General features: G+C 49.6%; 24 protein-coding genes. 11 read left to right on the top strand and 13 right to left on the bottom strand.

Annotated features, from left to right (window positions below):
• Positions 1-231: 231 nt before the first annotated feature.
• From KNP75_RS06725 to KNP75_RS06740, 4 genes are all read right to left on the bottom strand, one after another.
• On the bottom strand, positions 232-723 hold the full coding sequence (locus tag KNP75_RS06725) for a DUF3916 domain-containing protein (protein ID WP_215190085.1): 492 nt from the start codon (positions 721-723) through the stop codon (positions 232-234).
• Complete coding sequence (locus KNP75_RS06730) at positions 720-1,208, bottom strand: DinB family protein (RefSeq protein ID WP_215190086.1); 489 nt, start codon at positions 1,206-1,208, stop codon at positions 720-722. Before KNP75_RS06730 ends, KNP75_RS06725 begins: the two co-directional genes overlap by 4 nt.
• A gap of 109 nt (positions 1,209-1,317) precedes the next feature.
• The gene (locus tag KNP75_RS06735; RefSeq protein ID WP_215190087.1) at positions 1,318-1,911 is read right to left on the bottom strand and encodes an Imm64 family immunity protein; all 594 of its coding nucleotides are present in this window, start codon (positions 1,909-1,911) and stop codon (positions 1,318-1,320) included.
• Positions 1,912-1,975: 64 nt separating this feature from the next.
• Positions 1,976-3,238: an NCS2 family permease gene (locus KNP75_RS06740; RefSeq protein WP_131472709.1), complete on the bottom strand. Its 1,263-nt coding sequence runs from the start codon at positions 3,236-3,238 to the stop codon at positions 1,976-1,978.
• Between the two features lie 286 nt (positions 3,239-3,524).
• On the opposite strand from KNP75_RS06740, the gene KNP75_RS15755 reads away from it, so the two are divergent.
• The 4 genes from KNP75_RS15755 to KNP75_RS06755 all read left to right on the top strand — a co-directional run bounded on the left by KNP75_RS15755 (position 3,525) and on the right by KNP75_RS06755 (position 6,410).
• Positions 3,525-3,647, top strand: a complete 123-nt coding sequence (locus KNP75_RS15755) for a hypothetical protein (RefSeq protein WP_255417482.1) — start codon at positions 3,525-3,527, stop codon at positions 3,645-3,647.
• Positions 3,648-4,016: 369 nt separating this feature from the next.
• A complete protein-coding gene (locus KNP75_RS06745; protein WP_215190088.1) occupies positions 4,017-4,577 on the top strand; it encodes a VanZ family protein in 561 nt (186 codons plus the stop codon).
• A 20-nt stretch (positions 4,578-4,597) separates the two neighbouring features.
• Complete coding sequence (locus KNP75_RS06750) at positions 4,598-5,278, top strand: response regulator transcription factor (protein ID WP_214712774.1); 681 nt, start codon at positions 4,598-4,600, stop codon at positions 5,276-5,278.
• Positions 5,268-6,410, top strand: coding sequence for a sensor histidine kinase (locus KNP75_RS06755; protein WP_251128204.1), 1,143 nt, complete (start codon positions 5,268-5,270; stop codon positions 6,408-6,410). Before KNP75_RS06750 ends, KNP75_RS06755 begins: the two co-directional genes overlap by 11 nt.
• Before the next feature lie 144 nt (positions 6,411-6,554).
• On the opposite strand, the gene KNP75_RS06760 is transcribed toward KNP75_RS06755, so the two are convergent.
• The 3 genes from KNP75_RS06760 to KNP75_RS06770 form a co-directional block, all read right to left on the bottom strand.
• On the bottom strand, positions 6,555-8,060 hold the full coding sequence (locus KNP75_RS06760; protein WP_215190090.1) for a PH domain-containing protein: 1,506 nt from the start codon (positions 8,058-8,060) through the stop codon (positions 6,555-6,557).
• On the bottom strand, positions 8,057-8,566 hold the full coding sequence (locus tag KNP75_RS06765; protein ID WP_029595474.1) for a PH domain-containing protein: 510 nt from the start codon (positions 8,564-8,566) through the stop codon (positions 8,057-8,059). The genes KNP75_RS06760 and KNP75_RS06765 overlap by 4 nt, the downstream gene beginning before the upstream one ends.
• Positions 8,567-8,639: 73 nt before the next feature.
• Entirely contained in the window at positions 8,640-9,311 is a 672-nt protein-coding gene (locus KNP75_RS06770) for a WGR domain-containing protein (RefSeq protein ID WP_214823516.1), read from the bottom strand.
• Between the two features lie 188 nt (positions 9,312-9,499).
• Here KNP75_RS06770 and KNP75_RS06775 point away from each other — a divergent pair, with 188 nt between their 5' ends.
• The 3 genes from KNP75_RS06775 to KNP75_RS06785 are packed head-to-tail and all read left to right on the top strand — an operon-like array spanning position 9,500 to position 12,179.
• Positions 9,500-10,201: a hypothetical protein gene (locus tag KNP75_RS06775; protein WP_214712779.1), complete on the top strand. Its 702-nt coding sequence runs from the start codon at positions 9,500-9,502 to the stop codon at positions 10,199-10,201.
• Positions 10,201-11,127 (top strand): AAA family ATPase, encoded by a 927-nt coding sequence (locus tag KNP75_RS06780; protein WP_214712781.1) that lies wholly within the window; start codon positions 10,201-10,203, stop codon positions 11,125-11,127. The genes KNP75_RS06775 and KNP75_RS06780 overlap by 1 nt, the downstream gene beginning before the upstream one ends.
• Positions 11,128-11,132: 5 nt before the next feature.
• Positions 11,133-12,179, top strand: coding sequence for a DUF58 domain-containing protein (locus KNP75_RS06785; RefSeq protein ID WP_214802614.1), 1,047 nt, complete (start codon positions 11,133-11,135; stop codon positions 12,177-12,179).
• Between the two features lie 44 nt (positions 12,180-12,223).
• Here KNP75_RS06785 and KNP75_RS06790 read toward each other — a convergent pair whose 3' ends face one another.
• The gene (locus KNP75_RS06790) at positions 12,224-13,315 is read right to left on the bottom strand and encodes an FUSC family protein (protein WP_215190091.1); all 1,092 of its coding nucleotides are present in this window, start codon (positions 13,313-13,315) and stop codon (positions 12,224-12,226) included.
• A gap of 172 nt (positions 13,316-13,487) precedes the next feature.
• On the opposite strand from KNP75_RS06790, the gene KNP75_RS06795 reads away from it, so the two are divergent.
• Entirely contained in the window at positions 13,488-14,108 is a 621-nt protein-coding gene (locus tag KNP75_RS06795; protein ID WP_215190092.1) for an NAD(P)-dependent oxidoreductase, read from the top strand.
• A gap of 17 nt (positions 14,109-14,125) precedes the next feature.
• Entirely contained in the window at positions 14,126-17,506 is a 3,381-nt protein-coding gene (locus tag KNP75_RS06800) for a dynamin family protein (RefSeq protein ID WP_215190093.1), read from the top strand.
• Positions 17,507-17,666: 160 nt separating this feature from the next.
• On the opposite strand, the gene KNP75_RS06805 is transcribed toward KNP75_RS06800, so the two are convergent.
• A complete protein-coding gene (locus KNP75_RS06805) occupies positions 17,667-18,233 on the bottom strand; it encodes a histidine phosphatase family protein (RefSeq protein WP_215190094.1) in 567 nt (188 codons plus the stop codon).
• Positions 18,234-18,427: 194 nt separating this feature from the next.
• Between KNP75_RS06805 and KNP75_RS06810 the strand changes: the two genes are divergently transcribed.
• Positions 18,428-19,177, top strand: a complete 750-nt coding sequence (locus tag KNP75_RS06810; RefSeq protein ID WP_251128205.1) for a class I SAM-dependent methyltransferase — start codon at positions 18,428-18,430, stop codon at positions 19,175-19,177.
• 118 nt (positions 19,178-19,295) lie between these two features.
• Here the strand turns inward: KNP75_RS06810 and KNP75_RS06815 are convergent, their stop codons facing one another.
• The 3 genes from KNP75_RS06815 to KNP75_RS06825 form a co-directional block, all read right to left on the bottom strand.
• The gene (locus tag KNP75_RS06815; RefSeq protein ID WP_215190095.1) at positions 19,296-19,760 is read right to left on the bottom strand and encodes an NUDIX hydrolase; all 465 of its coding nucleotides are present in this window, start codon (positions 19,758-19,760) and stop codon (positions 19,296-19,298) included.
• 84 nt (positions 19,761-19,844) lie between these two features.
• The gene (locus KNP75_RS06820; protein ID WP_034777578.1) at positions 19,845-20,696 is read right to left on the bottom strand and encodes an aldo/keto reductase; all 852 of its coding nucleotides are present in this window, start codon (positions 20,694-20,696) and stop codon (positions 19,845-19,847) included.
• A 66-nt stretch (positions 20,697-20,762) separates the two neighbouring features.
• On the bottom strand, positions 20,763-21,128 hold the full coding sequence (locus KNP75_RS06825) for a nuclear transport factor 2 family protein (RefSeq protein ID WP_058763636.1): 366 nt from the start codon (positions 21,126-21,128) through the stop codon (positions 20,763-20,765).
• A 241-nt stretch (positions 21,129-21,369) separates the two neighbouring features.
• Between KNP75_RS06825 and KNP75_RS06830 the strand changes: the two genes are divergently transcribed.
• Positions 21,370-22,287, top strand: coding sequence for an AraC family transcriptional regulator (locus KNP75_RS06830; protein ID WP_029595488.1), 918 nt, complete (start codon positions 21,370-21,372; stop codon positions 22,285-22,287).
• A 158-nt stretch (positions 22,288-22,445) separates the two neighbouring features.
• Here the strand turns inward: KNP75_RS06830 and KNP75_RS06835 are convergent, their stop codons facing one another.
• On the bottom strand, positions 22,446-23,426 hold the full coding sequence (locus KNP75_RS06835) for a Gfo/Idh/MocA family protein (RefSeq protein WP_215190096.1): 981 nt from the start codon (positions 23,424-23,426) through the stop codon (positions 22,446-22,448).
• Positions 23,427-23,444: the final 18 nt, after the last annotated feature.

Raw genomic sequence — 23,444 nt, forward strand, 5'->3', positions numbered from 1 at the left:
GTCTCTTTTTAAACCATCAAGCTTTGATCATGTTGATACTTTTTTCTCTCCGTAAGAAGTAGTTTTGTTATATAAATCACCCTTCTCATATATGTTAAATTGTACCATATTTTCTATCGATGCCCCTTCTGAATGCTTATATGGTACCTCGAGACTGCCATAATCATTTTTTACGTTCACGTTGGGTGTTGCACTTAATTTTATAATTCATCTCACAAAAAAATTGCCCGCTTATTGAACGAGCAACCATACTTCCCCGCTATGTGTATAATCCTCGTCTTGAATCAGCTCATGGAAGCAATATACCTCGACGTTCGCCGGAAGCATGAATCGCTGTAGGCACACAGAGCCCACTGGCAAGCGCGTCCATGTCTGCTCAGACGTATCGCGTTCCATGAACGCCTTTAGTCGTGCGTCGCTTTCAAACACGAGAAGTTCGGACTGCCAGAGCGACGGCAGGTCGATCAAGACGACGACCCGGAACCGCTCCTCTTCTCGGAGACGTACGAGACGTGAAGAACCCTCTACCATCGCCTCGATGACGGCGTGCTGGATTCGGCTATTCTTCTTTATCGATAGTAAGAACGGTTGATCGATTGGAATTTTGTTATGCCAATACCCGTCGTGAAACGTCGTCGGGAACGAATAGGTCTGTTCGTCGACATCCATGCGCAACCGTTTCAGTCTTCGTCTAACACCGCGTACTTTCGCTCGTCTCTTCAAGACGTTTTCCCCAAGATGCTGCCGACTTGTTGCTGATGGTGCCGGTCATGTTCGATGAACTCGGTGACGATATAGGCGAGCGTATACGGGACACCGTGATGCGGGCAATGGGTTACCCCGTTCGCCATCGTGTGCGAAGTCAGCGTCTCTTGACTTAATGACTGAAGCGTTTCTATAAGCGAGCTCCGACTCGTTTTGGCTAACTGGAACACGTTTTCTCCCGAAAGACGTTTCGCTTTTTGGGTCGCTCGCGCGTTAAATGAGTCGAATTCAGGGAAAATCATGGCTTCCCCGGTCTTGACGGCCGGGACGATGACGTTCAACAGATGATTGTCCCAATGGGCGATGTGAAGGACGATTGCTTTGATTGACCATTTGTCGGTTGCAATCGATTTTTCCCACATCGATTCATCCAATCCCGACAATGTGTTTAACCAGTCTATATAGGATGCAAACTCGTCGATGACATCTGAGGTTTTCGTCATAAAAGTATCCTCCTTCGGTTATAAGCTAAGAAAATTGTATCATGTTCCGGCCGCTTAGCACTGAGCTTCGTCAATCAAGGAATGCTTGATTGAGGTGATTGAGCCTCACTTATGCATATAACGGGATAGACCTCTTCATATTGGTTTGAGGAGTCATCCCGTCGATTGAAATTGAACCGTAAGTTACCATCACGCCTTGTGGTGACGGGACCATAAAAAGAGGGAACGTATCCAACCAGTCCGCTGATGTCGGAAACGCATCAGGTGCCCAGTCGAGCTCAAGTTCGTGCCCGGCAAGCGCGTACGAGAATGGCATATGACGATACACGTCAACGAGCAGTCGTTCGATTTTCTGTGTGAACACTGGTCTCGATGCAGGGTGTGAGACGACATTATCCCACTTTATATCGATGAGAATCCCGACATAGGTGTCCATCTCTTGAAGGGACACGGTCATCGTCATGTCCACGTCTCCAAAATAGTTGCTTCGTAAATGGATAGATCCGTAATGTCCGATCTGAGCAAAGTCGGTACCTGTCGTTGTCGTCCAACTAGTGCCCGCCTCATCCTGACTGTATGTCACGTTTATGATTTCGCCACCGCTACTCAACAATTCCGCACATACATGTTGAGCAAGTTCAGGTAACGGATAATGGCTCGGATAAGCCATCCCGATGGAAATGAATCCGCCTGCTTGATCCATTCAAACACCTCCTTTGTTTCATCATACAAAAAAAGCGGCACCGTATACACGGCACCGCCCTATCTTATAGCCAGACTGGTAAAGAAAAGAAAACCAAGAACAATACGGTCAAGACACCGACGACCGGACTGAGCGATCGATAGCCCTTCTTGAACAAGACAATCATCGTGTAGGCGATGAATCCGAGCCCGATGCCATCGACGATGGAATACGTGAACGGAATCATGATGATGACGAGAATCGCCGGGAAGGCATGCTCCCAATTGTCGAGCGGGAGATGCTTCACGTTCTGGAACATCATCATGCCGATGATGATCAACACCGGCGCAATTGCCGTCACCGGAATGATCGCGAACAGCGGCAACAACAAGAGCGAGACGACGTACAGGCCTGATGTGACGAACGAGGCGATGCCGCCCCTAGCGCCGACCGAGATGCCGGCCGCGACTTCGACCGTCGAGACGGTCGGGCTCGAGCCGAACATGGCACCGGCCATCGTCGACAACCCTTGGGCGACGAGCCCTTTCGGTGCGTCCGCATCCTTGCTGATGGCGCGCGTCTGATTCTGGATCAGGCTGATGTTCTCGATCAGCAAGACGAGCGTCAATACGCCGACGGCGACAAGGAAGATCGGTGACGCCGACTCGGCGAACGAGACGTTGCCGAACACGGTGCCGAACGACTCGAAGAACGGCATGAGCGCGAACTCACCGGTCCAGTCGAGCGTTCCCATGACGGCGCTCAAGCCGACCCCGAACGCAATCGTCCATAGGAAACTGCTCGGCCCCATCTTCAAGAAGAGAAGGATGGCGACGAAGAGCGACAGGAACGCGACCTGCACCGGCCGTTCCCCGAGGTCTCCGATATGAAGCAGTGCCCCACCACCGCCCGAGACGATCCCCGCCGCTTCGAGTCCGATCAAGATGAGGAACAGGCCGAGTCCGACTGTCAATCCGTCATGAATAATCGGTGGGAATGCGTTCGCAAGTTTCCTCGCCACCTTCGTCACCGTCAACAGGACGACGAGCGCCCCTGAGACGAACGAGACAGCGAGCGCGCCTTGCCAGCTCAGCCCCATCTGCAGGACGAGCGTGTACGTGAACAACGCGTTGATGCCCATCCCTGGTAACAGGAGCAGCGGCAAGTTGAACAGCCCTGCGATGAACGTTCCGATGATGCTTGTCAAAATTGCTCCGACGAGCGCTCCCTCGAACGGGAGTCCGGCTTGTGTCAAGATTGCCGCGTGAACGGCCGGGATGTATGCTGTCGCCAGAAAGTTCAGCACGCCCCCGTATGTTTCTGTTTTCCATTCTGTTTGTTTTGCCATAGGAATCAATCCTTTATTGGCACCCTCACCCACCCATGTGGTTATACACACGAGATTGATTATATCCTGTCTGACCTCTGACATACAAGCTATTATTGGTTCAAATCCATCTTTGGACCCAGTCATGAGACCCATTCGGACGAAAGGTTCATTTTATAAAATAAGAACAAACGTTCCTGTTTTTAGCATTTTTTTTGACAAGAATCTGCTATAATAAAGAGGCAGGTTAACGCAGCAATAGTGGGGTCAGCCGCCAAGTCCACAATGGAGGAAGGCGGTGGTGCGGATGGAACAACTATGGACCTGGGTCGGCGATTATGTGATCGTCCCGATCCTCGCTCCGATTATCGTTCACTTGGTGTTACACCAAACATCCGATCGTGCAACGTCTGAACGCACAAAAAAATGACCCCCTCGGCGCAATGAGATGGGTCACTTTCTGATTCACTAACCATTGTGGCGGCTGGGCCACTCTTGAAGTGGTAGCCTGTGAGCCAGAGGCCGGTGTGTCCAGCACCGGTCTCTTTCTACTTGCATCATACCATACTTGTTCCCATTTTTCAGCAACAGAAACGCGAAAACGGTGAAGTTGACGTGACGAATGATATCTGGGCGCCAGACATCGATCCGAGAGCAAGCTTCTTGATTGATTGTTCAACAGTTCGAGGCAGAGCAAAGCGCTTTGCCTTTTTTAGATTTCATTTATGACTCCTTTAAAAATTCTTTAAATCTGCCATCTACACTGAAGACAGTTCAAATTCTTAGGAGGTTTATTCCCATGTATAATCAGAATTATTCAGTTATGTTCACAATCGAATCAGGAGTCGTTCTCATCCCACTCGCCATCCTCGGACTCATCACGTTACTCGTCTGGTCGTTTCGCAAGAAACATGTAAAAGCCGCACAAACTATTTTGCTTCTATCATTCGGGATATACTTATTAGGTGTCCTTCACTTCGTGTTTTTCCCGATTGACGTCAATTTAGGAAAGTATGCGAATCAAGTTCCGTGGTGGAGAACGATTAATTTTATTCCGATTTTGGCCATCGATGTGTATTCATTTGTGCTGAATGTCGTGATGTTCCTCCCGTTCGGCTGTTATCTTCCATTTTTGAAACCGTCGATCACGAAAAAAGAAGTACTTAAATTAGGATTTCAGTTTAGTCTGATCCTTGAACTGATTCAATTATTGGTGCGCACGACACTAGGCAGTGGACGAAGCACGGATGTGAATGATTTATTGGCAAATGCGTTCGGGGCGCTCTTAGGGTTCTTACTCGTTCGCTTCGTCGTCCAATACGCCCCGTTCCGACGTTTGTATCAGAATTTCCAACTTTAATTCGCGAGGGAGTTTCAAGCATGACAAAAATCTTGTTAGTGGATGATGATGTCCAAATCGCAGAACTGATTGATGTGTATGTAAAAAATGACGGGTATCACACGACGATGGCAACCGACGGGGAAATGGCGCTTGACTTGTTCAACCAAGAATCGTTTGACTTAATCATTTTAGATTGGATGATGCCTCGGATGGATGGGCTTGAATTTTGTAAGCTGGTGCGCCAGACGAGCCAAATTCCGATCTTAATGGTCAGTGCCAAAGTGGGTGATATGGATAAGATATTGGGATTGACGACGGGAGTCGATGACTACATCATCAAACCGTTCAATCCGCTCGAGTTGATGGCACGTATTAAAGCATTGCTGCGCCGTTCAAACTATAACCGACCAAGCGAGTCCTCAAGTGTACAAGCTGGCCCTTTCCTCATCGATCGAGCCAGCCACACCGTCATGATGCAAGAGCAGATGATTCGATTGACGGCACGTGAATTTGAGATTTTGTATTTACTAGCGAAACATAAAGGCCGGGTGTATAGCTCTGAAGAGATATTCGAGGCTGTCTGGCAAGAGCATGGCGTCGGGTCGAATCAGACGGTGATGGTTCATATCAGTAACATCCGCGAGAAATTACATGCCGTTGTGCCACATGAGGTCATCATTCATACGGTGTGGGGAGTGGGATATAAAATTGAGACATAATATATGGCGCGTCATAACGTTCATCCCGATGTGGAAACGTCTGCTGTATGTGGTGATTGCTTTTGGAGTCGCTACCCTGAGCGGTGTTCTGTTACTGCCTGCCGTCTGGTACTTTGAGGAGTCTTCACGATTTGTGGAGAGTCTGATCATCGTATTGTCGTATTTCCGGGAAGGTGTCATCGTCATGTTTTACAGTCTGATGGTCATCGTTTGTCTCGTGTTGATCTATCAATATGAGCGTAAACGGTATTTACAGTTTCACATTGAGCGGATGACTTCACTTGTCGAAGAACTCCACGCCGACCGGGATTCGGTTGAACCATCTGTCCCGCCAGAGCTAGAACGATTGATGGCAACCGTACGCGCCATCTCGGACAGTGCGGCAAAAGCGGAGCAGGAATTGGTTCAAGCTGATCGTTTGAAGCACGAGCTCGTGACGAACGTCGCGCACGACTTACGCTCCCCGCTCACGTCGATCACGGGTTATCTTGACTTGATTCACAGCGACCGTTACCGGGACGAGGTGGAATTGCGTCATTACATCCAAGTCATTCATGAGAATGCGATCCATCTGAAAGGCTTGATTAACGATATCTTTGACTATACATTTCTACAAAACGACCAAATCGCGCTGCAAACAAGTGAGGTCCGTCTCGATGAATTGCTCAATCAGCTCATCATGCAGTCGACGTTACGTCTCTCGGAAGTTGAAATGGAAGCTCGATTCAGTTCCTCAGCCAAGCGACCCATCGTTGAAGGTGATGCGTTGAAGCTCCTCCGTGTGTTTGAAAATATACTCGAGAATGCGATTCGTTACGGGCGTGACGGAACGTATATCGATACGTTCATTGAAGATACGGATGAAGTGGTTCTTATCAACATGACGAATTACGGCGAGGAGGCCATCCCATCACGTGACATCCCATACGTGTTTGAACGATTTTTTAGAGTGGAAAAGTCACGCGCACATTACACTGGCGGATCAGGTCTCGGTCTCGCCATCGCCAAGTCCATCATCGATTTACACGAGGGCGAGATTCACGTGACGAGTCAACCAAGAAAAACGACGTTCACAATCATTCTCCCAAAAGTCTCTTCCAATGCTGTTCATGAACAATCATGGCACGTGTGACCTACACGTGCCATGATTGTTGCATTCACACCAAACAGGATCAACTTCAAGCTTATGTCGGAGCGAGCCCTTCAAGCCGATTAAAAAAGACGAGCCACTCGCAACACGCGAGGGGGCTCGTCAATCACCTGACCGGGCTATCCGTTAGCCCGGTGTTTTCATATCTTCCTGTACCGTATAGCGGGAGAACCAGTTCAGCATGGCTTCTGCCTCTTGTTTCGGGATGTCCTCGATCATCTCATTCGATAGCAAGCCACCCCGTGTCGAGAACAGGACGTTACATACATCGAAACGGCGTTGGAGTGGCGTCTGTGTCACTTGGACCTGTTCGATCCGCGGCTTGTCCGTCAAGAATGAACTGACGTTGAAGGCCCCTGTCCGCAGCTCGATGAACTGACCGTTGCGAGCGTAGCGCGTCGTCATATAGCTCAATAGGCGACCGCCGATAATGATGGCCCACAGTAGGACGAGCCACCAGGCGTAATCGCGGAAGAAATACAAAACGACACCCGAGACGATGAGTCCGACCCAGCTGATGCGTAGCAGTTTGACCCAGAGCGAACGTTTTGGCAAGCGATGAAGCGTGTCAGACCAGACGAACTGGTCGAAGTGCTCGTTCAACACGGTCATCGCCCGCTCCCGTTTCACGAACGGGAGGATGGTTGACGATTCGTCTTTCAACTCGTCCATCGTCCCGGCCGCGACGAGTTCGACACCGACGATGTTGAACCAGCGCCGGATGAACGTCTCTTTGACCCGGACCGCTTGAATCTTCTCGTATGGGATCTCTTTAGCGGAACGGTTGAGCAGTCCTTTCTCAACGCGGATGCGGTCCCCGCGTCGTTCGAGCCGGAAGTTCCCGTATTTCAAGAAGTTGATGACCATGCCGATGACGACCGACAATATCAGGACCGTCAGGACGAGCAGGCCAATCGCGATAATCGACGCGTGGACGACCCAATCGCCGATCGTATCGAACGTCCCGTCGAGATTGATGAAGTCATCGATGGACGAGATGATTGTCGAGGCGACCGGGAAGATCGCGAACACCGACAATGATGTCAGCGAGGCGATGATGATCTCTCGGGTCGAGAGGGCGTATAACAAACGGCTCGCCGGTTTTTCAATCGCCACCGGTGTAGCTGTCGTGTCCGTCTCACCTTCTACTGGTATGTCGGTCTCGGTCTTGCGGTGACGGACCTGGTCCAGGATGTCCTCGAGCCGCTTCGCCTCGTTCGGGAAGACGCCGGCCAGTTTGAACGAGGCGTCGTCGCTGTTCGCGTTCGTATCGAACGTCAATTCGACGACCCCGAGCAACCGGTACAAGAACGGGCTGTTCGAATGGACGCTTTGAATCTTATACAGCGGAAGCGACTTCTCTTTCTTAATCCAATTGCCATCGATGATATATACCGTCTTCTCATCGAGCGCATACCGGAAGTTGAGCCAGCCGAAGAACTTCTGCAGGACATCGAGCCCGAGGAAGAGCAGGATTCCGACCCGTAAGATGATGCCGAACGTGGACTCCCAATCGTTGTTGACGACGAACAATAACACGAGTGGGATGGCGAACGACTTGATGATCTCTAATACCCGTAACAGTAAGACGCGACTCGGCAGCCGATGCCACGTGAGGGCGGCTTCCGTCATACGACATCCTCCTCCTCGATGCGGGCGTAGACGGCGATCTGTTCACGAAGCGTCTTCGCGAACGACTCCTCGATTGCATAAATGTCGTGCGACCCGGCCGCCGTTCCAATCGTGATCGTCTGCAAGCCGTACTTTCGTAGCAGCGGGCCTTGCTGGGCGTGGACGTATTGGACTTTCGTCATCGGAATCAAGACGTCATGCGTCGTGATGATCCCGTGATGCAGGCGAATCTCGAGCGGCTTTACATCATACGTGAACCGTTCTTGCTTCCATTTTTGGAAGACGACGATATCGATCACACTATAGATGAGGTCGATAGCGAGTAAGGCGTACATCGTATATTGAAGCCATGTCGGCCAGTCAAAATAAAGCGCGGCCGCGACGAGCCCTCCTGTAATGACGAGGCCGATGAGATAAAAGATGGCGCTCGACAGTCGGAAGACGGTACGGGCCTCGATCGGCAGTGTGCCACTGAATGATATCGGTGTTGTTTCTATGTCTGACATTGGTGTTTCCCCCTATTCGTTCGGACGTTTGTCCTTCTCTCTCTTTAGTATACGCCGTTTTTCTGAAAAAGTTTCATTTCGACACGGGGAAAGTGGCGAGCTGTTCGTTGATTAGCTGAAACCGATGCGTATCCTCAGGCTCGACTTCCTCGACGATTGTGGTTAACGCTTCATGGGCAGAACGTTTCAACGCATCCGTGATTCGTCCGGTCAGTTTGATTGAAGCGAACGCGCTCACGAGGATGACGACGTCACACACGAAACGATCTCCGTTCAACATCCAGTCGTCCGGCGTCGAGATGTCTTCCTCGAGCCAGTCAGACAGGACGGCATACGCCCCTTCCAGAAAATCGAAGTCCTGCTCTTTTCGAAGCGCTTCTCCGAACATGTCGAGGACGTCGGCCCCTTCATCGCTCCCGAACGGCGCGAACTCGTCCGTACAGTCTAAATAAAAGTCTTCCTGGAAATGTTGCATAAACGCCGGGTTGGCCGTCAACGGATGCGGGCCGATCTCTGGGTCATCTAAGTAAAGATGGTTGTCCCAGTCGTACTCGACCTCAACGTACCCTTTCTTTAGTTTTTGACGGACGAGTTTGTCGGCTTCTTTCTTACACTCTTCTGCTGTATCAAAAGACTTTAGTTGGACTTTACCGACCGTACCGAGCTTTCCATACTGGACGACGAACTCGTCTGTGCCGACGCGGATGTTCCAAAATTTTGTAGTGTGCAGTAAATGGACCTTCATTTGCCACTCCCCAATAATATTTATTATGTTTTCATTATACGGTGAATTAGCCAATCTGGTGATTCGCTTTTTAGTGTATTATTTTTCAATTGTTAACATTTTTTTATTATAAAGGAATATATAAGTATACATTGAATTCCTTTAAGAAGACTAAGTTATCATAGAGACTTATCGATGAAGGAGGGCTTATGCAGAAAAGAAAAATGTATTATTTCATCATATCGACCTTAATCATCGTCGCTTTATTTAAAATCGGGGGTACTTTCCTTTATACAATGATTGTAGATCGCCCGACCCAACAAGACATGTCGGGAAATCCAAGGTACATCGACGGTGAATTGGCAACCTTTAAAGATAAAACAGAGAATCTAGAGGATACTAATGATATACCGAAGTGGTATGACCTTTTGTCGAAAGAACGGTTTGAGAAGAAGACGTCTGGCGAAGATCAAGAGACTGTTTCAGATGTCCTAAAATGGGCAGTTATAGCTTTCTTGCTCATTTTATTTCTCAAGTACTACAAGCGAGTACGAGATTGGTGGGATAAGCGGCGACGCAAAGCGACACCGTCCTCAGCTGACGAAAGACCATTCTCAGATCGAGCCAACATGAACACGGTGACCAATACCACACCAATCTTTCTCTATGCCTCTGATACTGAGCTTGGGAAACTACTCGTGGAGTTGAATGACACCTTGAGCGACACTCAAAAACGAAAACCTCACGAGACCGTCTCAGAGTGGTTTGCACGCATTCGATTCGAACAATCTGTGAAACCTTATGCCGATGTGCGATATGGAGAACTGAACGTGATCGACGAGCGCTCACTTCATGATTTCAAAGTATCTGTCAGACAGTATATACAACACTACAAAGGAGAGAAATCTTGATGAACATTCGTACGATGATTGAGGAAATCAACCAAGTCTATTTGGGCAACCCGACAGTAGTAGAGTTGTGTGTGACGTCGCTGTTGGCAAACGGACATGTGCTCTTAGAAGATGTACCGGGCACCGGGAAAACGATGTTGGCCAAGACGTTAGCGACGAGTTTCCACGGCGACTTTTCAAGAATTCAGTTCACAGCCGACTTATTACCGTCAGATATTGTCGGTTCAGATTTTTTCAATCTAAAGACGCAAGAGTTTGAAAACAAGCAAGGCCCGATCTTCGCCAACATCGTGCTCATCGATGAAATCAACCGGGCCGTCCCACGTACCCAGTCCGCATTGCTCGAAGCGATGGAAGAACGACAGGTGACGGTCGGGGGCAAGACATATCACCTTCCTACCCCATTCTTCGTCATCGCGACGCAAAACCCGATTGAATCATCTGGTACCTTTTCTTTGCCTGATGCGCAGCTTGACCGGTTCATGATGTGTCTACATACAGGGTACCCGACCGAAGAATTCGAACTTCAATTGTTGGAGGAATCCGTCACCGAGACTCGGAAGGCGGTACTGGCGAATGTCGATTTCGAGCAACTCCTACAATATCGAGCCGATGCCATGAAAATCCACATCTCGAAAGATGTGTTACGTTATATCGTCTCGATCGCGACCGCGTCACGTAGTCACCGGAATGTTCAGACGGGGATCAGTCCTCGTGCGACGATCGCGCTCTCGAAAGCCGCTCAAAGTTATGCCTATATCCAAAATCGTGACTATGTCACACCAGAGGACATCAAGTTCTTGGCCCCATACGTTTTCGCACATCGATTGACACTGACGCTCGAGGGCGAGATCAAGTCCTCGAAGGCCGTGGTCATGGAAGAACTCTTGGCGACCGTCCCGGTCCCGGTCGAGATGGGCATGTGACTCCGATGAACATCACGACCAATGTATTTTTCTTGCTTGAAAAACGAATCCAAATCGTCTTATTTTCAGTGATGGTCATCTTGTTGTTCGTGCCGTACCTCTCGATTTTTTCATTCGTTCTTGCTGTTTTTTTGGCAGCAAGTCTTTATATCGAGCGTTACACGAAACGACTGACTGCACAAATGGACGTCACGTGGAGACAGTTCGACTCGATTCTGTTCAAGGACGAAAGTTGTAAGTTCACCCTTGAACTGACGAACGTGCACCTCTTAAACGAAATGAGCACGAAAACGTATATACGTACGCCAAAGGATGGACCTTACGTTGTAAACTTAGAGGGGCATACGGAAACCATCATCGAATTGGACGAGCTGCCGTCTGATTTCGTCTTCGAACTTACAGGTAATCGAAGGGGGCCCATCGAAATAGCAGAAATCTCCATCACGATTAACTTGCCTCTATCGTTAGGTACGTTGACACTCTATTTGGCTCCCCCTTTACGTTGGACGGTCTATCCATCGATTTCAAGTACTCATGCGCAGCGTATCCGATCACACCTGAAGCTTGGTGAGCGCGTCTCTAAATATTCTCCAATTAAGGATCGGTTACTACAAATCTCCTCGAAGCCCTATGAGGATGAACCGTCTAGACAAATCGACTGGTATGCGACGGCGAAGAAATCCACTTTGCAAACGAAACTGTACCAGCCGGTCAATCAAGACATGTTCACGGTGTATCTCGACTTGTCGGCTTCGAATGGAATCGGCCTTCATCATCAGTTCGAAGAGTTGATAGAGGATACGGCATTGGTCAGTCGGGAATTGATTGAAAGCGGCGGGAAGGTCGAGCTGTTTGTGAACCGATTAGATCAAAAGGGACATGTCAATCACTTGAGCATCCAAGAAGGGGCGAAGCAGCTTAAAAACATCCTCGCTTTACTCTCTAGTCTATCGGAGCAAGATCACTATATGGGTTCAACCCGTTTCTCGCCTTACGTGACGAAAATAAAAAACAAGCAAGCTCAGCTCATAAAAATAGCATCACCTAACTGACTTTTTAAAAGCCCAGTTAGGTGATGCTATTTTTTTTACCTTTTTTAGTCTTCAAAGAACCACTTCTTACGCGGTTCCACTTTCAGGTTGTCTCCGTGCTTCTTCATCTCGGTGATGAGGTAGCGTTCGAGCTCATTCATCGCCTTGACCCAATCTGTCATCGTCGCGACGAGCGGGACGACGGTCAGGATGAGGTCCTCCTCCTCCTCACGCATTCTCTCAATCATTAGCTTGGCGAAGTCGAAGTTCTCGTGAATCAAGTCCTCTTCCCGGTCGATGATGTGCTCGTTCTCTAATTCATAAGCCGAGAATAGACGCTCATGCCGTCTGAGCAAGTGCCGCATATGACGCATCAATTCGTCCTCGAGCTGAGGTGGTAGATGTTCGAGTGTCAGAAAATCGTCATGCAGCTTGTCGAGCACGTGGATAGCGGCACTGTTCGTATCAATCATCTTCGACTTCAAGACGGCCCGGCGATAAATCGGCGTCTTCTTCTCGAGCCAGCGGTTGGCCTTAATCTCTTCTTCAAAAAAGTCGTACGTCGTCTTCGAACCTCGATGTTTCTTTTTCGTCTCATCGAGTGACTCGAACGACGAACGTCCCCCTTCCGTTTCCGAGAACAGACGGGCGATGCGGACGGCCATTTGGAAGACGGTCGTGATCTCGTCCTCGAGCTTCCGCTCATAGCGCGGCGGGAACAAGAGCGCATTGACGAGAAGCGCCACGGTGATCCCCATCATGATGAGCAAGTAACGCTCCCCGGCGAACATCCAGACGGGCATGTCCGACTGGCTTGCCCCTTCCATAATCAGAATCGTCGTCAAGATGACGGTCCGGGTCGTCGACTCGAGGTTCAAGAAGAGAAGGATCGAGATGGCGATGATGATGACGACGCCGATGGCGATCGGTGTCGGGTTCGGCGTCAACATTAATGAGAAGACGGCGAGCAAAGCCCCGATCAAGTTCCCTTTTAGTTCTTCTAATAGCCGGACACCCGTCTGATAAACGGACGGCAATAATGCGAGCGAAGCCGCGAGTGCCGGTACGACAATCTGTTGAAATTGAAATGCCTCGGCGATGAGCAATACCAAGGCGACGGATATCCCGGTCTTGATGGTTCTAGCTCCAAATCTCATGCGGTGTCGACAACGAAGTGTCTTCCTCCCTTATACACGTCTTAACTTTTTGTATCCCACTTACCCTGCCCTGAAACCTCACAACTTCAAGCCGTTGTCTCCTGTTTCGATAGCGCTTCCGTGGTATGATGGCGTTGGATATTTTCTTTAATCTTGATTGGGAGGGGTTTACTTGTCAACCATTGCTTTATTTGGAGGGAGCGGCCGCACGGGGATGCGGTTGCTTGAACGTTTGTTAAAAGACGGCCACGACGTCCGACTGTTGTCACGTCGCGAGGTCGAACCGAGGGATCGTCTCACGGTCATCATTGGTGATGCGACCGATGCGGATGCCATCGCAGAAACGGTGAAATCGGCCGACGTCGTCATGTCGGCGCTCGGTACGGATAAGCAGGACGTCTTGTCCCGCTTCACGCCGTTCATCATCTCAGCGATGCAAGCAGCCGGGATCACGCGCATCCTGACGGTCGGGACGGCCGGCATCTTGCAGGCACATGATTCTGACAACTATCGTTTCGAGACCCGTGAGTCGAAACGTTCGATGACGACCGCGGCCGAGGATCACGCCCGGGCATATGAACTGCTCGATGCATCAACGCTCGATTATACAATCGTCTGCCCGACCCAATTGATTGAAGACGCGTCCGTCGGGAACATCGTCATCACAGCTGACGTGCTCGGGACACAGAACTCGGGACCAATCTCGCGTGACGATGTAGCAGATCTCGTCATTCAAGCCTGGGAAAACAAATCATATCGTAGACATCGCGTCGGCATCACGACGGAATCATAAGTAGGGGATGGGGATTTATGAACGAACAACGCATGCGCCTCGCGCAATTGACCGACGTATTTGACACACAAACTGAGACCGAGTCGGCTCGTCTCGCCAAGACCGCACTCCGAAAAGTGACACAAAACGAGATTTGGATCGCGGTCTGTGGTCATTTCTCGGCCGGTAAGTCGACACTTCTCAACAATTGGCTCGGGGACGGTGTGTTACCGACGAGCCCGATTCCGACGAGTGCGAATATCGTGACGCTTCGACATGGGGAAATCGGGGCATCCGTCGCCGTCAACGATACAGATTGGATTCGACTCGCGCCGGATGAGCTCGACCGTTTGAGCGACTACTGCAAAATCGAAGAGATTAAAGAAGTCGAGTACGCCCTGCCCCGCTTCCCGTTCGGAAGCGACGTCGTCCTCATGGACACGCCCGGAATCGACTCGACCGATGAACGGCACCGTCAAGCGACGGAACGCTCGCTCTTCCTCGCCGACCATCTGTTCTTCATGATGGACTACAATCACATCCAGTCCGAACAAAACATTAAACTGATGAAACAGTTTAGCGCCGAAGGACGTCCCTACTCGATCATCATCAACCAAATCGATAAGCACGATGAAGGAGAGCTTCCGTTCAGCACGTTCAAGCGTTCGCTCGAGACCGCCTTCACCCGCCATGCGATCAATCCGGACGATATGTTTTACATCTCGCTCCGTGAGCTCGATCACCCGGAAAATGAGGTCGAACGCCTCCGGACGTACGTCCAAACCGTCATCGACGCCGCGCGGGAACATGCGGAAGCGCGCGCCGACTTGCTCGTTGACACGTTGCTCGCCCGGTCCACTGGTGCGCACGACGCGCTCCTGAACGAGTTGCCGGTCATCGAGAAGCAGCCGACGGAGATTCAAGCCCGCCTGCAACGTCTCGACAAAAAATCGATATGGCTCACCGCGTTCCGCCGCGAGTTCTTCAAACACCAGATACCGATTGTCGCGAGCGCGCCAATCATGAACTACGAGTTCCGCGAACTATTGCGGGACTATCTCGAGAGTTGTGCACCGGAGTTCAAAGTCGGCCTGTTCTTCTCAAAAGAGAAGACGCGACAGGAACGCCTCCGTCGTGAAGACATCGCCGTCAAGGAATTCAACCGGTTGATTGATACGAACCTTCGCCCCCACTTGATCAAGTACGCCGAAGACATCGTCCGCGATTTGAAACTGCCCGAGGCGATTTTGTCACGTCCGGATACGTTACCGACTGCACCGAGCGCGCTCATCAGTGACCAAGTGAAGTCCGGCGCATCGCTCAGCGGTGACACGGTGCTTCAATTCAGCCGCGACATCGAGTCGGCTCTCGCCTCTTGGGTGACGAAAGTGTCCGAACCGTGGGTCACGTCCGTCGAAACGTATCTTGAGGCCGAAGGTAAAGACCGAATCCATGCCATCGAGACCGAGCAAGACGAATTATATGACATGCTCGACACGTTGGCGCTACAACGTCAGCTCTCCGAACAACGAGACGAGCTCACCCATTACACGACACGTGACCTCTCGGATTCGCGTTTGACGGACCTTGAGACCCGTCACTACGTCACGGCCGACCAATTGCCACAGAAACAAGTCGAACATCAGCAACAAGAAGTTGCCTCGACCTCGCTTTTGGTGGATGATATCACTGCTTTATCGTTTGATTTTTCATATGAATATACGGTATGTGAAATATTGGAGAACCATCCGTTATTCAAGTCACGCGTCAAATCGCTCCGTCATAAATTGGCCCGGGCCGAATCCGAGACGTACACGCTCGCCATCTTCGGGGCGTTCTCGTCCGGTAAATCGTCGACGTTGAACGCGTTGCTCGGTGAGACTGTGCTCCCGACGTCACCGAACCCACTGACGGCGTCAATCACGAAAATCGTGCCGCCGAACGGCCGTGCCAACAAGAGCGCGTTGATCACGTTCAAGACACGTGCCGAACTCGAGGCGGAGCTGAACGGTTACGGGGCGTCACTCGACGCACTCCATCTCGACCACCCGTTCGTAAACGCCGTCAAGAACGCTCCCCTGTCCTATCTCGGTAGCCAGGAGACGGTCGACTATGACACGTTCTGCTCGTTCGTCACGGAGGAAGAGAAGAGCTGTATCGTCAAAGAGATCGAGCTCGCCATCGACTCCCCTTGGGCCGAGCGCGGCATCATCTTCGTCGACACGCCGGGTGCCGACTCGCAGTTCAACCGTCATAGCGAGGTGCAGTTCGGCTATATGCGTGACGCCGATGCTGTTTTATTTGTGACGTACTACAATCACGCTTTCACCGAGGCCGACCGTGAACTCGTCATCCAGCTCGGACGGGTCCAAGGGACAGGTGACCATCACATGTTCTTCCTCGTCAACGCATCAGATTTGGCGGCCGATGAGACGGAACGGCTTGCCGTCACTGATTATGTGTCGAACCAGTTGACGAAGCTCGGTGTCCGTCATCCGACGGTGCTACCGATTTCGAGCCGGAACGCCATCCAAGGCACGGACGCAGGATTCGAACGATTCTCGGCCAAGCTTGAGCAATTCGTCGACCACGATTTGCGTCAGGCGAACGCGGTCCGCATCAAAGATGAGGCACATGCCCTCGTCACCGCGTTCGAGGACGTTGTACGCGAGGCCGAAGCGGATGCGAGCGTCAAGGCGGCCCGCCGTGACAAGCTCGAACAAGTACGCACGTCTGACAATCGTCTCAACGTCACGACGCTCGAAGACCCGTTCAAGCGCGAGACGGACGAGCTGCTCGCTCACCTCGAGACCCGCTCGCTCCTCCGGCTGTCGGACTTCGTCAAAGAGACGTTCCATCCGGTCGAGGTCGATGGATCGAAGGCGAGCCTCGAGCGCGCCCTCAGCCGGACACTCGACAAGTATGCGTATGACATCCATCAAGAGCTGCAAGTGTTCCAATATCGGCTCGAGCGCTTCTTGAAACGGGAGACGGAACGCTTGATCGAGCGCGAGACGCTCAAACTGCGTCCGCTCTTGCCGACGTTGTCGTTCGAAGATGACATCGACATCGATTGGCTCCGCGACGCCGTCGACCCAATCACGTTCGAGGCGGCCCCTTTCCGTCCAGTCTTGAAGCACTATAAGAATGCGAACCAGTTCTTCGAAGGCGATGGCCGGACGAAGTTGCGCGACGACTTGAGCGCCCTGTTGAAGACGGCAGTGCGTGAACAGCTCGCGCGCGTCGGAAGTCATCAAGTCGAACGGACGGCGACGCACCTTATCGCGCTCGAGACGACGCTCAGCCAGGACTGGGACCGTGAAGTGAACGACCTTGTCGCCGGCGAACTGAGCGTGCTCTCGGACGGACAATCGTTCCAAGACATGACACAGCGCCTCGCTGCGCTCAGAAAGGACTGAACGCATGGGTTCCTTGTTGCTCGTCGGCCTGATTCCGGCCGTCATCATGACGGTCGCGCTCGGCTTGTTTATCCGCCATCTGTATTTGAATAGAGAGTAGACTTTGAAGGATGGGACCGAGACCGGCCCCATCCTTTTTCCATGTCATCATAAACCGACTTCAAACCACTCCTTGACGGTCCCAAAGCTTTTCGACGCTCAATAGTTCTTGTTTGTCGAACGTCACTTTATATACGTCCGGCATATCGAGTTCTTTCCAGAACGTATAGCCGTATTTGTCTTCGAAGTAGTTCAACATCAAAACCATGATATTCCCGTGCGTACCGATTGCGATTCGCTTTCCTTCATATTGGTCGAGTAGTGACAGGATCGCACGGACTCCCCGCTGTTGAGCGACAACGTTCGATTCGCCGCCTTCCCATGCAAAGGTCGGATCTTCCCACACTTTTGTCATCGCCAGGGTAAAATTCTCGGCCGGCTCTGTCGTCAATGTCCGCTCTCTCAAGTCATCGATGAGCAGAACTTCTGCTTCAATCTGGTCAGCAATCCCTTGGACGGTTTGAATAGCTCGTTTATATGGACTCGAAACGACGAGATCAATCTTTTCTTCACTCAAGGTGTTCGTGATGTTACGGACGTCTCTCTCTCCCTTTTCAGATAAGGGTCTCGTCCATTCATCGGCTGTATATGTAGAGTGTGCATGTCTTACGAAATATAAGGTCGTCATGTCATCGTCTCCCGTTCTATGTATGTCATCATTCACTATCATTCCACTGAAACTTATTGTAAAATTATCCATCGATACTTTAGTATACCCCTTAAATTGTTAAATGCTGTTGATTTTGCTTCGAACTATTTACAGCTTTTCATAGCTTTACAAACAACTAAATCGACGGGAACAAAAAGAGAGGATGGATACATTTGAACAAACAAACACAAACCAATAAAACTGCTTGGGAATACCGTGCCTATGAGTTTTGGCAAAAACACGACGATACGCCAGCGGAAAAGGCAAAAGAACTTTTAAAAGACCCACGAGCCAGCTTGAAAAAGCACCAAGAATTTTTTCATGACGTGGATGGACTGAATGTGGCCAATCTATGCGGGTCGAACGGAAGAAAAGCCGTCCCGCTGTCGTTGATGGGGGCGAACGTCACCATCTTCGACGTATCCGAAGAGAACAGAAGATATGCACTGGAATTAGCGACTTGTGCACAGACATGCATCGATTACGTAGTGGGTGATGTCTATGACCTAGATGTCAGCAAGTATGAGGGCCGGTTCGATCTTCTTTACTTGGAGGGAGGCATCTTACACTACTTTGATGATCTCAAGCGATTGTGCAATATCCTTTATTCCATCTTGAAACCCGGGGGAAGCATGATTTTAAGTGATTATCATCCTCTCAAAAGATGCATTGGTCCTGAGTCTACATATATGCCCATCTATTTTGATAACGAGTTGCATGAGGAGGATATCGCTTATAAGTCCTTTTTCGATAAGGACGAGCAAAACGACTTCCCTGATGTTTTGCTGACACATCATGCGCTGAGTGACATCATAAATTCGGTAATCACTACTGGCTTTCAGATTCGTCGATTTGACGAACATCGAGGTTGGAACGGTGAGAATATACCGTGGGAGTTCACTATTTTAGCCGTCAAAGAATGATACCTCTCAATTAATTATGTTTATCTACACATTGTATTCGGTTGACTTAATAACTAAAACAAAAAGTCACACCTCATAGGCGTGACTTTTTGAATTCCATCAAATGGCATATCATTTTTTAAATAAAGGCTGTTTCGTCCATCTGTTTATAGCTATACGCTAACAAGTCATGTCCAGAATAGTGAAAGACATGTTGCATTGGGACACGACTCTCAAGCATGGGCTGCAGATATCGCTTTAGATTACTGATGATGCCAATATTGTCAGGATGTAACACCCATTCGATCTCTTTCCACTCTAAAATCCCTTCTCGTGTTTTCATGACTTCATCATACTTTAGGTCGTCTGATAGTTCGGCCAAAAATAGATGGTTCCCCACCTGTTGCTCCCCGTGCAAGATGATATCTCCTTTATAGATAGGCGCAACAATTTCATATCCAGTCTGTTCAAACACTTCACGACATACCGAGTCCTCAATCGTTTCCCCTGGCTCGATTTTTCCGCCGACACCATTCCTTAATCCTATGGCGGATGGCTTCTCTCGGTTCAAGAGCAGAAGCTTATTAGCTGACTTCAATATCAATTATAGAGAGAGCGCCTGTTCGAGGGTTTTTCACTCATTACTTGTTAACGCTATATCACTACCCCTATTTTTCATTAATAAAAATCAGATGTCTAATTTACGTGTCCCTATCCATTTCACCATCTCAGGATCTCTATGCGAGAAGAACAGGCTCTCTTTCGTATCGAGCGTAGCGATCTTCTCCATATCCTCACTGCTCAGTTCAAAATCAAAGATATTGAAGTTCTCAATGATCCGTTCCTTCCGCACAGACTTCGGAATGGCCACGACGCCTCTTTGAGTCAGCCATCGTAAAGCCACCTGAGCCACGGACTTGTCATACTTTTCAGCGATTGATGCTAAAATCTCGTTCTGGAATAAGTTGTTTTTCCCTTCAGCAAAAGGTCCCCAAGACTCGATTTGAACATTGTTTTCTTTCATGAAGTCATGACTCTCAACCTGTTGGTTGAAGACATGTGTTTCGACCTGGTTGACCGCAGGAACGATCTCATTATGAATGATTAAATCAATCAAGCGATCTGGTTGGAAGTTACTCACTCCGATTGCCTTGATTTTACCCTCACGGTACAATTCCTCCATGGCGCGCCAAGAGCCATGCACATCGCCAAATGGTTGGTGAATCAAATACAAATCAAGATAGTCTACTTGCAGTCTATCCAATGACTTTTCGAATGCTTTCTTTGTGTTCTCATAACCGGTATCCTGAACCCAGAGCTTTGTCGTGATAAACAATTCCGCTCGTGGCACACCACTGCGTTTGATTGCTCGACCAACCGCTTCTTCATTGAGATACGAAGCGGCCGTATCAATCAAACGATAACCTGCTGCAATCGCCTCATAAACAGCTTGTTCACATTCACGTTCATCCTGAATTTGAAAAACACCGAAACCAAGAATCGGCATTTCAACACCATTGTTCAAATTAACTTTTTGCATAGTAGCTTCCTCCTCTATAAAAACCAGTGTCATGTTGAACGTTCTAACGTCTATTCAGTGGTACGTTTATGGCGACAACAACCGTGTGAAAGACATCGATGCCAACTGCCATTGTTCTTTCTGTCTCACATACACCTCAGTGACCACAAACGGATTCGTCACGGTATTTCCTCCTACGATCGCCTGTAACTTTACTTTGTTCAGAAGGATGGCCGTTTCACCGATTAATTGGACAGACGTTTCTTGAATGTCTATGTCCTTATAAATAATAGAGCCGCTATGAATTACGTCTATTTCTTCATCTTTAGAAAATGTAGCCCCCATGTGTACAAAAACTGCTTTCTCGTGAAAGAGATGACGTAAATCATCTAGTTGTCTCTCGATCATCCATTCCCACTTGTTCTTTGAAAGAGCTATGATTGCTTGTTCCATATTCGGATCACTCCCTTTCTCGGTGTTTTTCTTCCCCCGCCTTCACTCTATGTGAAGAACACTAGAAATACCGATAGCTCCTCGATACATTTGAAGGTGTAATCTCATTATACGTAAGTATTAAAGAAACCCCTTGTCTATTCCTATTCGATGTTTGCTTAATCCTCTTTCGTTTCATTTACAGAACTATATTCTTCAAATTACAATAAGCGTACAAACCATGGGGAGAAGGAGAAAATTCATGCGAGATCAACCATCCATTCAGCAAGCAGAACTGGCAAGTATCATTGAACGTCATACGGGGACGAATGGTATTCATGAGACTGTTATTCCATCGTTGTCTTTTGTTCGACGTCCAATCGAGAAAGATCTTAATTACGGGGTCTATAGGCCATCGCTTTGTATTACGGCTCAAGGGGTGAAAGAAGTATCAGTAGGGATGGAAGACTTTAGATACGGACCTGGGGATTACCTGGTCTCCTCTGTCGACTTGCCGGCAACAAGCCAGCTGATCGAGACATCACTTGAAAGCCCCTATTTAGGCCTCATCTTAGAACTAAAAACTAATGAAATCCTCGAGGTTTTAGATAATGCGAATGTCTCACCTTTATCAGAAGCGAGTTCGGAACGGGGAATGTTTGTTAGCCGACTAAATTTTTCTTTGTTCGATGCCGTCTTGCGATTGGTCCGACTACTGGACACCCCGGACGATATTCCAATGCTTGCCCCCTTGTACACAAAAGAAATCATTTATAAAGTCCTGACGGGGGAGCATGGAAACACGATCGAGAACATTGTAGTGAAAGGCAACAGTGCCCATCACATTAAAAATGCCATTCAACTCATTATGACCAACTATGATAAACCTCTTCGGGTGGATCAACTTGCAGAAACAGCCAATATGAGTGTCTCTGCGTTTCATAAGCATTTTAAGGAAGTGGCGGCAATGAGCCCAATCCAATTCCAAAAACAATTAAAACTTCAGGAAGCACGTCGCCTCTTATTATCAGAGACCTCAGATGCCGCTACTGTGGCCTACCGTGTCGGATATGAAAGTCCATCACAATTCAGCCGTGAGTACTCACGACTGTTCGGTTTACCACCAAGAGAAGACATAAAGCGGCTTAAAGAAAAGCATGAACAACGGATAAATCTTTGACCACCTGACTTGATGATTATGTATAAAATTTAAGCGACACGTCTCCACAGATTGACGAATTATAATCACTGTCGCACCAGTTCGCTTACTATTTATCCTTTTTGAATGAATATTCATTTCGTGCAAAAGAGCCCCGAGCACATGCTCGAGGCTCTTTGTTATGCGTCAGCCGGGTACCGCACGTCGATGCGCTGCCGGATATCGGTCATGACGTCCGCGAGTGTGAGTATATCGGCAAACGAATGGACCTCGGTCTCCCGCTCCCCTGCTTCAATCATGTTCACGAACGTCTGAATCTCATACGTCATATGGCTTTCCTGTTCTAAACCGAGTTCGACGGTCGCCCCGTCTCGGCCAACGAATGTCAAGCGGTCGAGCGAACCGATATCGTCAATCACGATGCGCCCCGCTTCCCCAATGATTTCGGATGGGGCGTCCGTGCCATGGATTTTCGAGTGGAGCACGATGATGTCCATGCCGTCATACGACAAGATGGCCGAACCACTGCCGTCGACACCTGACTCGAGCTTGACCGCGTTCGCCTGCACGGTCTCCGGTCGACCGAACAGTTTCAAAGCCGGGCCGAGGCAATAGACGCCGAGGTCCATCAGCGAACCGTTCGAGAAGGCGGGATTGAACGTGTTCGGGTTGTCCCCGCGCTTATACAAGTCATAGCGTGACGAGTATTGCGACTTGTTCAAGATGACACGCCGGACCGGTCCGACGCGATGGAGTTCTTGACGCAACACATCGAAGTTCGGCATGAACAGGTTGCGGAGCGCTTCGAGCAAGACGACGTCATGTTCGCGCGCCGTCTCAAGCATCTGTCTAACTTCCTCGACGTTCGAGGCGAACGGTTTCTCACAGAGGACGTGCTTGCCGTGGCGGATGAAGAGCAGGCTCTGCTCGGCGTGGAGCGAGTTCGGGCTCGCGATATATACCGCATCAATCAACTCACTGGACGCCATCTCCTCGAGTGAGGTGAACGTATGTGGAATATCAAATTCTTCAGCGAACGTTTTCGCGCGCTCGTCTGTCCGGGAATAGACGGCGGACACGGATGCGCCTTCGACTTCATGGGTCGCTTCAATGAAAGAACGGGTGATAAAGTTCGTGCCGATAATACCGAATCGAATCATAGGAAAATCCCTCTTTTC

Source organism: Exiguobacterium sp. s6 (assembly GCF_018618155.1).
GTDB classification, from domain to species: domain Bacteria; phylum Bacillota; class Bacilli; order Exiguobacteriales; family Exiguobacteriaceae; genus Exiguobacterium; species Exiguobacterium mexicanum_A.

What these genes read in the sequence shown, in the direction of transcription:
- KNP75_RS06730 (WP_215190086.1), bottom strand. Translation starts at nt 1,208, where the DNA reads ATGACGAAAACCTCAGATGTCATCGACGAGTTTGCATCCTATATAGAC.
- KNP75_RS06735 (WP_215190087.1), bottom strand. Translation starts at nt 1,911, where the DNA reads ATGGATCAAGCAGGCGGATTCATTTCCATCGGGATGGCTTATCCGAGC.
- KNP75_RS06740 (WP_131472709.1), bottom strand. Translation starts at nt 3,238, where the DNA reads ATGGCAAAACAAACAGAATGGAAAACAGAAACATACGGGGGCGTGCTG.
- KNP75_RS15755 (WP_255417482.1), top strand. Translation starts at nt 3,525, where the DNA reads ATGGAACAACTATGGACCTGGGTCGGCGATTATGTGATCGTCCCGATC.
- KNP75_RS06745 (WP_215190088.1), top strand. Translation starts at nt 4,017, where the DNA reads ATGTATAATCAGAATTATTCAGTTATGTTCACAATCGAATCAGGAGTC.
- KNP75_RS06750 (WP_214712774.1), top strand. Translation starts at nt 4,598, where the DNA reads ATGACAAAAATCTTGTTAGTGGATGATGATGTCCAAATCGCAGAACTG.
- KNP75_RS06760 (WP_215190090.1), bottom strand. Translation starts at nt 8,060, where the DNA reads ATGACGGAAGCCGCCCTCACGTGGCATCGGCTGCCGAGTCGCGTCTTA.
- KNP75_RS06765 (WP_029595474.1), bottom strand. Translation starts at nt 8,566, where the DNA reads ATGTCAGACATAGAAACAACACCGATATCATTCAGTGGCACACTGCCG.
- KNP75_RS06770 (WP_214823516.1), bottom strand. Translation starts at nt 9,311, where the DNA reads ATGAAGGTCCATTTACTGCACACTACAAAATTTTGGAACATCCGCGTC.
- KNP75_RS06775 (WP_214712779.1), top strand. Translation starts at nt 9,500, where the DNA reads ATGCAGAAAAGAAAAATGTATTATTTCATCATATCGACCTTAATCATC.
- KNP75_RS06780 (WP_214712781.1), top strand. Translation starts at nt 10,201, where the DNA reads ATGAACATTCGTACGATGATTGAGGAAATCAACCAAGTCTATTTGGGC.
- KNP75_RS06785 (WP_214802614.1), top strand. Translation starts at nt 11,133, where the DNA reads ATGAACATCACGACCAATGTATTTTTCTTGCTTGAAAAACGAATCCAA.
- KNP75_RS06790 (WP_215190091.1), bottom strand. Translation starts at nt 13,315, where the DNA reads ATGAGATTTGGAGCTAGAACCATCAAGACCGGGATATCCGTCGCCTTG.
- KNP75_RS06800 (WP_215190093.1), top strand. Translation starts at nt 14,126, where the DNA reads ATGAACGAACAACGCATGCGCCTCGCGCAATTGACCGACGTATTTGAC.
- KNP75_RS06805 (WP_215190094.1), bottom strand. Translation starts at nt 18,233, where the DNA reads ATGACGACCTTATATTTCGTAAGACATGCACACTCTACATATACAGCC.
- KNP75_RS06820 (WP_034777578.1), bottom strand. Translation starts at nt 20,696, where the DNA reads ATGCAAAAAGTTAATTTGAACAATGGTGTTGAAATGCCGATTCTTGGT.
- KNP75_RS06825 (WP_058763636.1), bottom strand. Translation starts at nt 21,128, where the DNA reads ATGGAACAAGCAATCATAGCTCTTTCAAAGAACAAGTGGGAATGGATG.
- KNP75_RS06830 (WP_029595488.1), top strand. Translation starts at nt 21,370, where the DNA reads ATGCGAGATCAACCATCCATTCAGCAAGCAGAACTGGCAAGTATCATT.
- KNP75_RS06835 (WP_215190096.1), bottom strand. Translation starts at nt 23,426, where the DNA reads ATGATTCGATTCGGTATTATCGGCACGAACTTTATCACCCGTTCTTTC.